The organism is Salinimicrobium marinum, from assembly GCF_014651535.1.
Classification (GTDB): Bacteria; Bacteroidota; Bacteroidia; order Flavobacteriales; family Flavobacteriaceae; genus Salinimicrobium; species Salinimicrobium marinum.
This window is the reverse complement of record NZ_BMXB01000002.1, coordinates 480,591-493,394: the sequence shown is the minus strand read 5'-3', so window position 1 is coordinate 493,394 and position 12,804 is coordinate 480,591. Positions and strand designations below refer to the sequence as shown.

The window sequence follows — 12,804 nt, the reverse complement described above, 5'->3', positions numbered from 1 at the left end:
AAGCACTAATAGGAGGCGAGGTTGTTTCTGAGAAAATAATTCCTGAAGGCAGTTTCATAATAATGAAAAAAGCGTGCTTCCCGGGGAACACGCTCTTAAATTTTTTTTTAAAGTAAAATCAGATGAATGATTTTTTAAAGGTTGTCTACTTCAAATCTGGTACATTTCAATTTTAGCTTTTCTGGATCCTATCGGCAACTGCCTGTACTTCATCCAGAACGCGTAGCAGGTTTTCTCCCCATAGTTTGGCGATCTGCTCTTCGGTGTAGCCTCTTCGAACGAGTTCTATGGTAACGTTAAGAGATTCCGAAGCATCATTCCAACCTTCAATTCCGCCGCCGCCATCAAAGTCAGAACTAATTCCTACCTGGTCTATTCCTATTTTTTCTACCAAGTAATCTATATGATCTACAAAATCTGAAACGTCTACCGGAGGAACTTCTTCTTTAAGCTTCTCCATTCTCGGTTTTGATAATTTTCTTACTTCCTGGAATTTTTTCATATAGGCATTTCGGCTACTTTCATCCATTTCCCTGATACTATCCCAGGAATGTAAAGTAAATCCTACTTTTTTGCCCACTTGCCGGTATACATCCTGTAAAGCTTCATTATATTCATTATGTTTTTCGGTGTTCACGTATGAACTAAACGCCACGGTCTGTACCAGGCCTCCATTTTCTTTTAACCATTCGAGTTGTTCATCATCCAAATTTCTGCTGTGATGGCCTAAAGCTCTGGCAGAAGAATGGGAGGCAATAACAGGAGCTTCCGAAAGCTCGATCATTTGTCGGATTGCTTCTTTGGAAGGGTGGGAGATGTCGATCATCATTCCCAGCCGATTCATTTCTTTTACCACTTCCCGGCCCAGCTCACTTATCCCGTTATGTAGCCAGATGCCATCTTCTTCTCCTGTGTTGGAATCACTAAGCTGACTGTGTCCGTTGTGGGATAAACTCATATAACGGGCTCCAAGATCATAGAATTTTTTCACATTCTTTAGATCTGTGCCAACGGCATATCCGTTTTCCACTCCAATCATAGCTACTTTTTTACCCGATGCCACCAAATTTCTTACTTCCTGTGAAGTGGTCGCTAGTCCTATCTGGTTTGGAGCAATTTCGTTTACAAGCCGGTGAATGGCCTCGAACTTTGACATGGCATTTTCATAAGCTTTTTTATAGCCTTCCCGGTTAAGTTCCCCCTGTCCAGTGTAGACAATAAGCCATGAAACATCCAGCCCTCCTTTTTCCATTTTTGGAAGAGTGATTTGCGTATCAAGATCCTGGGTATAGTTTTTTTCAGCAGTGAAATTAGCTACATTAATGTCATCATGAGTATCTATGGTGATGACTTTTTCATGGATTCTTTTAGCCTTTTCCAGGAGTTGTTCTTCAGAAGTTTGTGCATTTGCTCCTATGGCGCTCAGCAGGAGAAGCAGGAAACATTTAGGGATTTTCATAGTTTTTAGATTTGTTGAAGGCTCAAAATAGGAATAATTTCTGAAAAAGGAGGAGCAGAATATAACTACACTTTCCTTAAAGGTATAAATACTTTAGATGAACCTCTGTACATTGCTAGAAACCAAATTGATAATATTTTTTAAGTGTTTGGTATTCCTTGAAGAATATTTCCTTTTTAAAAATATCCTTATGCGCCGTAAAAATATTTTATGATGATGGACCTGATCCATTTTTCAATTGGTGAAATGGTACTTGTAAAGTTACTTGTAAACTGAAAAGGATTCTCGTGAGACATCCCCCAGTTCCGGAAGTTGGATTTTCCTAATCCATTTTTTTTGAAACTGATATGGAAATTCATTCTTAACTTGCGCAAAAAAAAACCTTTTGCCAAGATCAAAAAAGTCCTTAGAACCCGATAAATTCAATTTCAGGGAAAGTTTTGCTTCCCTCAAATTTGTTCCCAGGTTCTTTAAAGAAATCAGGAAAGTAAATCCGGTGCTTTTCTATGTGACGCTTTTGTGTCGCATTATGAATGCATTCCTGCCAATGCTCATGCTTTGGGTGGGGAAACTCATCATCGATGAGGTGGTGTTGCAGATCGCTGCAGATGTAAAAGACCTTGACCGGCTATGGATGCTGGTCGCTGCTGAATTTGCGCTGGCTGTACTTTCAGATCTTTTAAGCAGGGGAATAAGCCTGAGCGATGCATTGCTGGGAGACCAATATTCCATTGATACTTCAGTAAAGATCATAAAAAAGACTTCAGAACTGGATCTGGATCAACTGGAGGATTCCGAGTTTTACGATAAACTGGAAAGGGCCCGACAACAAACCACTGGAAGGGTGGGCTTAATGTCCAACATCCTCACCCAGGGAGAAGATGTGGTCACCATTATTTCTTTGCTTGCAGGGGTAGTTGCTTTTGAACCATGGCTTATTATTCTGCTGGTGGTTTCCATTGTGCCTACAATTCTCAACGAGATAAAATTCAGCGGTACGAGTTATTCCCTTGCCAGAAGCTGGACGCAGGAAAGACGGGAACTGGATTATTTGCGATATGCTGGTGCAAGTGATGTAACCGCCAAAGAGGTCAAATTATTTGGTTTATCAGATTATCTGGCAGAACGGTTTAAAGGACTTTCAGATAAATATTACACACAGAGTAAAAGTCTGGCGAAACAACGTGCAGGCTGGGGCTCTGTTTTTAATGTGATTGGTACGACTGCTTATTACGGAGCTTACATTCTGATTATCTTCAGGACCGTTGCCGGAATTTTTTCTCTGGGTGATCTTACTTTCTTATCGGGAGCCTTCCGCGGACTCCGACAAAGGCTGCAAGGTTTTTTCACCCGGTTTACTGCCATTACAGATAGTGCTCTTTACCTGCAAGATTATTTTGAATTTCTGGATCTCACGTATGAAGAAAAATCTTCAGAAGGAAAACTCCCGCTTCCGAGGAAGATACAAACCGGATTTGAGTTTGCGAATGTCGGATTTAAATATCCGAAGTCTGAAACCTGGGTGGTCAGGAATATTAATTTCAAGCTAAGGGCAGGGGAGAAGCTTGCCTTTGTGGGGGAGAACGGCGCCGGAAAAACCACGCTTATCAAACTACTCCTGCAATTCTACGAACCTACAGAAGGTGAAATTCTTCTGGATGGGATTCCGGTGAAACAATACAACCGACTCCAGTATCAGCAGTATTTCGGTGTTATTTTTCAGGATTTTGTCAAATTTGAATTGACGCTTCGGGAAAACATCGCCATGGGGGAGATCACCGAAATTAAAAATCAGCCCAGAATAGACAGTGCCGCACAAAAAAGCCTTGCAGAAGAGGTGATTCTGCAAATGCCGCTGGGGTATGACCAGCAGCTTGGAAAAAGATTTAAGCAGGGAAAAGATCTTTCGGGCGGACAATGGCAAAAGATAGCCATTGCAAGGGCTTATATGAAAGATTCGGAAGTATTGATCCTTGATGAACCAACATCCGCCCTGGATGCTCGTGCAGAAACGGAAGCTTTTGACCGCTTCATAAAATTAACAGAAGGTAAGACGGCAGTGATCATTTCTCACCGTTTCAGTACCGTACGAATAGCAGACAGGATCATGGTGCTAAAAGATGGCGCAGTGCTGGAAATAGGAACGCATGAGGAGTTGATCAAAAATGACCAGTTGTACGCAGAATTGTTTAATCTTCAGGCGGCGGGATACCAGTAGGTAAAGGGAAGTATACATGGAAAAAGTACGTAGTGGTCAGGCTTCAGATAAAAACTGCCGGTATAACTGCAAAATCCTACTTCAGGTAAAAAGGGGGATAATGTTTAGAAACCCAAAGAGGAGTTAAATTTGGTTTTAATAAATATTTAACTACTTTAGTAATTCAGAAGTTGATCAACAACTCAGCTTTACGCGCAAATCCTAAAAAAGAGCCGTAATGAAAAATATTCTGGTTTATTACTTTGCAATTCTAGTTCCCCTCGCCATATTATTCAGTTTAAGTCAGCTCGGTTATATAGGTCCCAGGGACCTGGTACTCCTGTTTCTTTTTTACCTTGTTGTCTACAGAACCTATGTTGACGGACTTAGACTTGTTGCCAAAGACCTTATTTCTAAGAAAGAAATCTGGAAACTTATGTTGCCGGGCAGCAGATCTGGATATATCAGAGAACTCTACTTCGAAACAGAAATGGAAACGGAAAAAGAGGCTTAGGTCTTTTTCTAATAGAAAATTAAATGTTTTTCGGGTTATTACCTTTTCAGTAATCCAAAAGGTCAAAAGCTTTAAAACCCGCCAAGCCTGTTAATTTATTTTCTTCTTCTTTAGTCCAAAAAACTATACTTTTATACACTAAAGTTTCCCCCTTAAATGCATAAGTATAAAAAGTATGGAATTTCCTTTACTACAGGATATCGTTATTTTATTAGGACTATCGGTAGTGGTAGTGCTTGTATTACAGCGCTTCAAATTACCATCAATTCTTGGTTTTCTTCTTACCGGAATCATTATTGGTCCTTATGGATTGAGTCTTATTGATGCAGTGCATGAAGTGGAAGTTCTTGCTGAAATCGGGGTGATTCTACTGCTTTTCGTAATTGGAATGGAGCTCTCTCTAAAGCAATTAAAGTCCATGAGAAAAACAGTTTTCTACGGCGGATTCCTTCAGGTGGGACTTACTGTGGGTATTACCAGCCTTATTTATATGTTCCTGGGTTTTGGCTGGAATGAAGCCGTTTTTGTTGGTTTCCTGTTTTCTCTTTCAAGCACGGCCATTGTCCTTAAAATATTGCAGGATCGCAATGAGATCACTGCTCCTCATGGGAGAAATGCCCTCGGGATTTTGATCTTTCAGGATATCATCGTTGTTCCCATGATGCTGGTAACCCCCATTCTTGCAGGCCAAAGCACTAATGTTGGAATGGAGGTCCTCGAGCTTTTCATCAAAACTACATTGGTGCTGGTAATGACTTACGTAAGTGCACGATACTTGGTGCCAAGGCTTATGTATGTTATCGCCAGGACCAAAAGCAAGGAATTATTTCTTCTGACCACTATCACCCTATGTTTTGCGGTTGCTTTTTTAACGGCCGAAGCAGGTTTGTCCCTGGCTTTCGGAGCATTTCTCGCCGGACTCATTATTTCTGAATCAGATTACAGCCACCAGGCGACCAGTACCATCCTTCCGTTCAGGGAATTGTTTACCAGCTTTTTCTTTATCTCCATTGGGATGCTGCTGAATCTTACCTTTTTTGCCAATCATGCTGCTGTGATCCTTCTTCTGGTAGTAGTCGTATTTTTTCTGAAAGGCAGCATCGCAGCTGTAGCCACTATCTTTCTCAAATATCCGCCACGTACGGTGGCCCTCACCGGACTCGCCCTGTTCCAGATCGGTGAATTTGCTTTTATACTTTCCAGGGTAGGGATCGAATATGGATTGCTTACCCCGCAAATGAACCAGTACTTTCTTTCTGTTTCCATTATAACAATGCTGCTAACGCCTTTTGTACTTATTTTTTCTGAAAAGATAGCTACGTTTATCATCAGGTCCAGTAGATGGAATGGAAAACCAGCCACCATGGAACCTCATGAACACAAAGAGAATGAAGGCCTTGAAAATCATTTACTGATTATTGGCTTCGGAATTAATGGTACGAACCTGGCCAAAGCAGCAAAATATGCGAATATTCCTTATGTAATCCTTGAGCTGAATGCCCAAACTGTAAAGGAAGAAAAAGAAAAAGGGGAACCTATATATTTTGGTGATGCGGTGCACGAACATATTCTCGAATCGGTCCAGGTTCAAAAAGCAAGGGTGGTAGTGATAGCGATTTCAGATCCCAAGGCTACAAAATCCATTATTACAAACATCAGGAATCTCTCTCAATCTGTTTTTGTGGTGGTAAGGACTCGTTACGTAAAGGAAATGGATGCTTTGATAGCTTTGGGAGCAGATGAGGTGATTCCGGAAGAATTTGAGACCTCCATTGAGATTTTCTCCAGGGTGTTGCACAATTATCTGGTTCCCATAGATGAACTTGAGAATCTGGTTGAGACTGTGCGCTCAGATAATTATGAGATTTTTCAGAGTAAGAATAAAACTCCGCGGACTATTACTTCTTCCAAAATCCCCGATTTCAAGATCACCTGTGTACGTTTAAATGCAGACAGTGGGAAAGTAGTAGGTAAAACGGTGGCAGAAGCAGATATTAGAAAGAAATTTGGAGTGAATATTCTTGCGATCACCCGAAATGACATTTTAATTACCTCCATAAAACCTGAAGAGAAAATGTTATTGGAAGACCTGGTTTATATCAGTGGAGACCAGGAGCATATTGAAGAATTTTTCCGGGCGGTGAGCTGAAAATGATGCTTCGGAATACTGTTTTTTGAAATTCTTAATTCTGAAGTTAAAAAGACATGGAACTTTACTTTATCGCAATTCTGCCAAACTATGAAATAAGGAAAAGGATTATAGAGCTAAAATTGGAGGTGAAGGAAAAGTACGGCGTAAAACATGCTCTTAAGCTACCCGCTCACATCACCGTGCAGATTCCGTTTAAGTTTCCCGAAGAGCAGGAACCACAGCTATTGGAAAAGCTGCACTCTTTTGCAGCAGGACAGAAGCCGTTTCAGGTTCATCTCAACGGATTCGGGAGTTTTCCTCCCCGCGTGATCTTTATAAAAATAGAAAATCAGGACCCTGTAACAGAATGTCACGCTGAACTGCAGCAGATAATGTCGATTTTATTAGAATCTGATAATGCCAGAAAAGTCTCTTCCTTTCATCCTCATATTACCATAGCTACCCGGGATTTGGAAAAAGAAGTTTATAAACAGGTATGGCCGAAATTCAAAAACAGGGAGTTTAAAGCGGCTTTTCGGGCAGAGAGTTTTATTCTTTTCAGGCATGATGGAAAAACCTGGCAGATCTGTGAAGAGTTTGAATTTTCTGCTCTATAACTAAGAACTATAAAAATCCTTCCTGGCGTTGAGACAAAAGGAAAACCTTTCAGAACTTACATCCCGAAAGGTTTAAGCTGCATAAACATTATTTTTATGCCATCAATTCTTTAACCTCTTTGGGCATTTGATCTTTAAGATGCTGTAATTGAGATTCACTCAAATATCTTTTTAATGAATCTACAGTGATGGAAATTATATCCTCTGTAGGCTTTTCCCAGGGGAAATCCTGTTCTCCATATCGTTTCTGCATTGCCTTTACTTCATTTTTGAACCCCTCTATGGTATCAAAATCCTTAGGAGGCTTCTCGCTGAATTTCCAGTTTTCTACATAGATCCCTTTAAAGATCATAGGAAGAGGATCCATTACCTGAAAGGATTCTCCAAAATGAATCCGGTCCCTGATGTTGTGCATAACAGATCTCCAAATAATGAGAACTCGTTCCTTTTCTTCAGGATGTCCCAGGTTCTGGGCCAGTTCGTTTACATATTCATGTGCTTCTTGTGCGAATTTTTCAAAATTTAAATTAGTTGCCATTTTTTTCATTTTTTAGTTTGTACTTCTTTTTCTTCAAAGGAGATCCACTCCGGGTTCATCATTTTTCTTCCGGGGCTGGCTCTCTGTCTTAACCTTAAGATAACCGATGAGATTTACTTCTAAAAATATTTAAAATAAACTTAACGCATTGATTTTTAGCAATGTGCTGCAGTGTGTGTTATCTATCATTTCAGGAAGATGATTCTTATAGACCATTGAAATATGCCAGAATTTTGAGCCTAAAAAAGTTTTTGCATTATTTCAAATAGTTGAGCTTTTAATTCATTTTATCTCTAAATTTGATTAAACATTTAAAGCATTAATGAATAAATATATAGTTGTAAATCAACCCGAAAACTGGAATGTTTCCCTGGAACATGTGGAAATTATTTCAGCCCGGGAATACCTCACAAATCCTGATTTTGCGAAAGTCAAAAACGCCCGCATCTTCAATTTGTGCAAAGATTACTCATATCAATCCAAAGGTTATTATGTTTCCCTGCTGGCAGAAGCACGTGGACATCTTGCCACTCCTACGGTAAAAAATATAGTTGATCTTCGGGAACCAAAACTAGTAAGGATCGTTTCCGATGAATTTGATGATCTTATTCAGCAGAGTTTAAAAAGCATAAAATCACAGGAATTTACCCTCAGTATATATTTCGGACAAAATGTGGCTCAGAAATACAAGGAGCTGAGTGCCATGTTTCACAGACATTTCCAGATTCCGTTTTTAAGGGTAAAATTCTATTACTCTACCAAATGGAATATTAAATCTATAAAAGCCATTTCTGAAGCCGAAATTCCGGGAGATCATAAGGAAAGCATGCATTATTTTGCAGAACAATATTTTGCCAAAAAACGCTATGATACTCCAAAGAATGTAAGTTACGATTATGATCTGGCCATTCTCGTTCAGCCAGATGATCCTGCGCCACCAAGTAATCCTAAAGCCATAAAGAGATTTATTGATCTGGCTGAAAAAATGAATTTCTATGTGGAAGTAGTTTCCCCGAAAGATCTCTCAAGGTTATCGGCTTTTGATGCGCTCTTTATCAGGCAGAGTACCGAAGTAAATAATGAAGCCTATGCCTTTGCCCGTAAAGCACAGCAGGAAGATATTGCCATTGTGGATTATCCCGATGCGATCCTGAAATGCTGCAATAAGGTTTTTATGGCCGAAGCTCTTCAAAATGCTAATATTCCGACGCCAAAGACTATTATTGTTCACAAGGATAATAAACATAAAGTCCTGGAGCAAACAGGATTACCGGTAGTGTTAAAGTCACCTGATTCCACTTTTTCCTTCGGAGTAAAAAAAGCCGCAACAGAAGAGGAATATGAGACACTCGTGAATCAAATGCTCAAGAAATCGGAACTTATTATTGCTCAGGAATTCTCTCCTTCAGAATATGACTGGAGAATTGGGATCCTGGATGACAAGCCTCTTTTTGCCTGCCGGTATTATATGGCCAAAGGTCACTGGCAGATCTATAACTGGAATGCAAAAAAGAAGGATGACCAGGACGGAAATGCCGACTGTATGCCTATAGAAAAGGTTCCGAAGAAAATCCTTGAGGTAGCATTAAAATCGGCTAAACTAATGGGAAAAGGGCTCTATGGAATCGATGTTAAGGAAGTAAATGGAAAGCCACTGGTCATTGAGATCAATGACAATCCTAATATAGATTTTGGAGTGGAAGATGCATTTTACGGGGACCAGATTTATATTGAAATATTATCGGCTTTAAAAAGTCGTTTAGACAAAAAATAAGATGAGTTACCACCTTTTTGAAGTATTCGGAATCGAACTCGAATACATGCTGATAAATTCTTCAGATTTTAAAGTAAATCCTATAGTGGATAAGCTGCTCACCGAGAAAAATGGATCGCTCACTTCCGATGTAGAAAACGGAAAGATTGAATGGAGCAATGAGCTGGTGGCCCACGTGGTGGAGTTAAAAACTAACGGACCCACGGCAGATTTAGAGAACCTTCCGGATCTTTTTGCTGAAAATATCCAGGAGATGAATCTGTTGTTGGAAAAGTTTGGCTCACAGTTACTTCCAACGGCATCCCATCCTCTTATGCACCCCGAAACCGAAATGCAGCTCTGGAAACATAATTACAGCAAGATATACGCGCTCTACAACCGCATTTTTGACTGTCGCGGGCATGGCTGGAGCAATGTGCAGAGCATGCATATCAACCTGCCATTTAACGGTGACGCTGAATTTGAAAAATTACATGCCGCGGTAAGGATTCTGCTGCCAATTATCCCCGGATTAAGTGCCAGTTCTCCCATTTTTGAGGGCAAATTCACCGGATTTAAAGATGCCAGGATGCAGGTGTATAAAACCAATCAAAAGGAAATCCCCGAAATGACAGGAAAGGTAATTCCGGAGCAGGTTTTTAGTAAAAAAGAATATTCAGAACGCATTTTTGAACCTATTAATAAAGCCATAAAACCTCATGATACTGAAAATATTCTGGATCATCATTTTCTCAATTCCCGTGGGGCCATTGCGCGTTTTGACCGCGGTGCCGTGGAAATCAGGGTAATCGATATCCAGGAATGTCCAAAAGCCGATCTTGCCATCGCCGTATTTATTATTGAAGCTTTAAAGTTACTGGTGAGCGAAGAATTGGTTTCACTGGAAGACCAGAAGAGCTGGCATGAAAATGATCTTTTCAGTATTTTTGATGCCGTGATTAAATCGGCTGAAGAAACAGCAATTTCCAATAAGAGATACCTGGATATTTTTGATCTGATAGAAAAAGCTACTGTGCAGGAGATCTGGCAAAAAATATATTCCCTGGTGAAGGAAAATATTTCTGAAAAGCACAGGATAAATATTGAATTTCTACTGGAGAACGGAAGTCTTTCCTCAAGGATACTTTATTCTTTGGGCGAAGATTTTACTCCGGAAGAGCTCACCGCGACCTATCGGAAATTAGGGAAATGTCTTGCTGAAAATGAATTCTTTCAAAATTGAAACTCATTCTCACCTGTGAACATGCCGGTAATAAAATACCTGTAGAATTCCGGAATCTTTTTCCTGAAGGCCGAGAGGTGCTGGAATCTCACAGAGGATTTGATCCCGGTGCTTTTGATTTATTTACACATCTAAAGGAGCTTTCAGATTTCAGCCATTTTCAAAGCACCGGAAGGCTTCTTGTGGAAGTGAACAGATCTTTACATCACCCGAATCTCTTTTCTGAGTTTTCGAAAACTCTTTCTTTAGAATCAAAAAATCAGATTCTGGACCAGTATTATTTTCCTTATCGGAATGAGGTAGAAAATACTATTAAAGACGTTCTTGAAAAAGGGGTGAAGGTGTTCCATTTTTCGATCCATAGCTTTACCCCGGAACTGAATGGTGTGATGAGGAATGCAGATATAGGTTTATTATATGACCCCGCCCGGCAGGAAGAAAAAAAGATTTCTGCGGCATTGAAGGAACAACTGCTGAAAAGTAACCTTAAATTAAAAGTAAAGTATAATTATCCTTACCTCGGAAAAGCTGATGGTTTCACTACCTGGTTAAGAAAACAATTTCCCATTGATTATGTGGGAATCGAGTTGGAAGTGAATCAGAAGTTGGTTTCGGGAAATAAGATGGAAGTTGCAGTGAAATATTCAATTTTTGATGCATTAAAGAGCGTGCTAGAAACACAAAAACTTTAAGCAGGAGGAAATTTTCAGAAAACTCTCGACTACGCTCGAGGTGACATTAGCTTTTAAATAAGGATTCCTTAAGAAAGCAGAAATTTTTTTAAAAAATTCTGCTTATCTAAAAGTAGCTATTTGGTTATAAAAGTTTGAATTTACTCATTCAACCTGGCCGAAAAATCTATTTTCGTATTTAGGAGTTGTGAGATAGGGCAATTGTCTTTTGCATCGACCACTGCCCGTTCAAATTCGTCCTGTTCGATATCTGGAATGGTGGCTTTCAGTCTCAAGAAGGACTTTTTGATCTTCCCGTCCTCAAACTCTATTTCGCAGATTGTTTCCAGCTTTTCGGGATTGTAATTAGCCTCGCTCAGTATGGCAGATAGTTTCATGTTAAAACAAGCTGAATGGGCTGCTGCGATCAATTCTTCGGGATTGGTTCCAATTCCATCTTCAAATCTTGTTTTGTAGGAATACTGAGCATCTTTGAGCACTCCGCTTGCTGTGGAGATAGATCCTGTTCCATTTTTTATAGTTCCTTTCCAGACTGATGTTGATGTTCTTTTCATAATATTTTATATTTAATGTACTCTTAATCTATAAAATATTTCACAGTTAAGAAAGAATTTTTAATAAGCTTAACTAATTATTAATCAGTAGTAAATCAGACTTTTTCTTATAAATTTAGGATGTCCTTTTTTCTCCGATAATTTATCTATTCAAGGGCGGAAAAAGGATTAAGTTAAAACCACCTTTAATTCATTTCGATATGCAGAGGGGGCTTTTCCGGTAAACTTCTTAAATCTTTTGTTGAAATGACTAAAATTATTGAATCCACTGTCATAGCACACTTCAGTAATACTTATTTGCTTCTCATGTAAAAGTTTCGCAGCATGGGTGAGTCGGTATTCGTTCACAAATTCGGTAAAAGTTTTGCCGGTGACTTTTTTAAAGTACCTGCAGAAGGCGGGCACGGTCATGCTTACCAGATCTGCAATTTCTTCAAGATTGATGGGTCGGCGAAATTCTTCTTTGACAAAATTGAAAATAATATTGACCCTGTTATTATCGTGAACTTCCGTTTCCAGGATAAACCCCTGGGCATTGAGTACGGTGTATTCCCTTGCCTGCTCCAACAGACTCAAAACTTCCAGCAACCTTAGCAGGCGCTCATAATTTTCTTTACCACTTATGGCTTCAATCTTTCGTCCTATGGTTTTTTTAGCCTGCCCATGGAAAACAATTCCCATTTTAGCCCTTTCAAAAAGTGACTTTATATTTCTCATTTCAGGAATATTAAAAAAACCGGGGCCGAGGAAATCGGGTTTCATTTGGATGACAGTCTCATTTTCAGCTTCAGTAAGGCTGTCTGTGAATCCACAGTGAGGAAGATTAGATCCTATTAAAATAAGGTCGCCTTTTTGGTAGTAAGATACATGACTTCCTATTTGTCTCTTTCCGGAACCTCCGTTAACATAAACCAGTTCCAGCTCAGGGTGATAGTGCCAGAACGTATGATTTTTGTTTTGATGATCCTTATTATATGTTTTATATGAAAAGGAACTGCCAAAAGCAGGCGCTATTCTTTCATATTCAGGTTTTGAGGATAATTTCATATTTATCGTATTTCATTGAATATAATTTAATTATAAAAATAAGAACAATTGTTTGCTAA

11 protein-coding genes are annotated in these 12,804 nt (G+C 39.5%); 7 read left to right on the top strand and 4 right to left on the bottom strand.

Annotated elements, in window-relative coordinates; genetic code table 11:
• Positions 1–172: 172 nt before the first annotated feature.
• Positions 173–1,459: a dipeptidase gene (locus IE056_RS06115; protein WP_189603795.1), complete on the bottom strand. Its 1,287-nt coding sequence runs from the start codon at positions 1,457–1,459 to the stop codon at positions 173–175.
• A 385-nt stretch (positions 1,460–1,844) separates the two neighbouring features.
• On the opposite strand from IE056_RS06115, the gene IE056_RS06110 reads away from it, so the two are divergent.
• The 4 genes from IE056_RS06110 to IE056_RS06095 all read left to right on the top strand — a co-directional run bounded on the left by IE056_RS06110 (position 1,845) and on the right by IE056_RS06095 (position 6,918).
• Positions 1,845–3,677 (top strand): ABC transporter ATP-binding protein, encoded by a 1,833-nt coding sequence (locus tag IE056_RS06110; protein ID WP_189603794.1) that lies wholly within the window; start codon positions 1,845–1,847, stop codon positions 3,675–3,677.
• A gap of 217 nt (positions 3,678–3,894) precedes the next feature.
• The gene (locus IE056_RS06105; RefSeq protein ID WP_189603793.1) at positions 3,895–4,170 is read left to right on the top strand and encodes a hypothetical protein; all 276 of its coding nucleotides are present in this window, start codon (positions 3,895–3,897) and stop codon (positions 4,168–4,170) included.
• Between the two features lie 175 nt (positions 4,171–4,345).
• Positions 4,346–6,319 (top strand): monovalent cation:proton antiporter family protein, encoded by a 1,974-nt coding sequence (locus IE056_RS06100; RefSeq protein ID WP_189603792.1) that lies wholly within the window; start codon positions 4,346–4,348, stop codon positions 6,317–6,319.
• Between the two features lie 56 nt (positions 6,320–6,375).
• The gene (locus IE056_RS06095) at positions 6,376–6,918 is read left to right on the top strand and encodes a 2'-5' RNA ligase family protein (protein ID WP_189603791.1); all 543 of its coding nucleotides are present in this window, start codon (positions 6,376–6,378) and stop codon (positions 6,916–6,918) included.
• A gap of 94 nt (positions 6,919–7,012) precedes the next feature.
• Here IE056_RS06095 and IE056_RS06090 read toward each other — a convergent pair whose 3' ends face one another.
• Positions 7,013–7,456, bottom strand: coding sequence for a DUF2267 domain-containing protein (locus tag IE056_RS06090; protein WP_189603790.1), 444 nt, complete (start codon positions 7,454–7,456; stop codon positions 7,013–7,015).
• A 322-nt stretch (positions 7,457–7,778) separates the two neighbouring features.
• Between IE056_RS06090 and IE056_RS06085 the strand changes: the two genes are divergently transcribed.
• Genes IE056_RS06085 through IE056_RS06075 form a run of 3 tightly spaced genes read left to right on the top strand, consistent with a single transcriptional unit; the run spans position 7,779 to position 11,144 of the window.
• Positions 7,779–9,230 (top strand): RimK family ATP-grasp domain-containing protein, encoded by a 1,452-nt coding sequence (locus tag IE056_RS06085; protein WP_189603789.1) that lies wholly within the window; start codon positions 7,779–7,781, stop codon positions 9,228–9,230.
• A gap of 1 nt (position 9,231) precedes the next feature.
• Positions 9,232–10,452, top strand: coding sequence for a carboxylate-amine ligase (locus IE056_RS06080; RefSeq protein WP_189603788.1), 1,221 nt, complete (start codon positions 9,232–9,234; stop codon positions 10,450–10,452).
• Positions 10,449–11,144 carry an N-formylglutamate amidohydrolase gene (locus tag IE056_RS06075; RefSeq protein ID WP_189603787.1) on the top strand — a complete coding sequence of 232 codons (696 nt, stop codon included), beginning with the start codon at positions 10,449–10,451 and terminating at the stop codon, positions 11,142–11,144. The genes IE056_RS06080 and IE056_RS06075 overlap by 4 nt, the downstream gene beginning before the upstream one ends.
• 140 nt (positions 11,145–11,284) lie before the next feature.
• Here the strand turns inward: IE056_RS06075 and IE056_RS06070 are convergent, their stop codons facing one another.
• Together IE056_RS06070 and IE056_RS06065 are read right to left on the bottom strand one after the other, a co-directional pair.
• Entirely contained in the window at positions 11,285–11,698 is a 414-nt protein-coding gene (locus IE056_RS06070; protein WP_189603786.1) for an OsmC family protein, read from the bottom strand.
• Positions 11,699–11,866: 168 nt separating this feature from the next.
• Entirely contained in the window at positions 11,867–12,745 is an 879-nt protein-coding gene (locus IE056_RS06065) for an AraC family transcriptional regulator (protein WP_189603785.1), read from the bottom strand.
• Positions 12,746–12,804: the final 59 nt, after the last annotated feature.

What these genes read in the sequence shown, in the direction of transcription:
- IE056_RS06100 (WP_189603792.1), top strand. Translation starts at nt 4,346, where the DNA reads ATGGAATTTCCTTTACTACAGGATATCGTTATTTTATTAGGACTATCG.
- IE056_RS06095 (WP_189603791.1), top strand. Translation starts at nt 6,376, where the DNA reads ATGGAACTTTACTTTATCGCAATTCTGCCAAACTATGAAATAAGGAAA.
- IE056_RS06085 (WP_189603789.1), top strand. Translation starts at nt 7,779, where the DNA reads ATGAATAAATATATAGTTGTAAATCAACCCGAAAACTGGAATGTTTCC.
- IE056_RS06070 (WP_189603786.1), bottom strand. Translation starts at nt 11,698, where the DNA reads ATGAAAAGAACATCAACATCAGTCTGGAAAGGAACTATAAAAAATGGA.
- IE056_RS06115 (WP_189603795.1), bottom strand. Translation starts at nt 1,459, where the DNA reads ATGAAAATCCCTAAATGTTTCCTGCTTCTCCTGCTGAGCGCCATAGGA.
- IE056_RS06090 (WP_189603790.1), bottom strand. Translation starts at nt 7,456, where the DNA reads ATGGCAACTAATTTAAATTTTGAAAAATTCGCACAAGAAGCACATGAA.
- IE056_RS06065 (WP_189603785.1), bottom strand. Translation starts at nt 12,745, where the DNA reads ATGAAATTATCCTCAAAACCTGAATATGAAAGAATAGCGCCTGCTTTT.
- IE056_RS06105 (WP_189603793.1), top strand. Translation starts at nt 3,895, where the DNA reads ATGAAAAATATTCTGGTTTATTACTTTGCAATTCTAGTTCCCCTCGCC.
- IE056_RS06080 (WP_189603788.1), top strand. Translation starts at nt 9,232, where the DNA reads ATGAGTTACCACCTTTTTGAAGTATTCGGAATCGAACTCGAATACATG.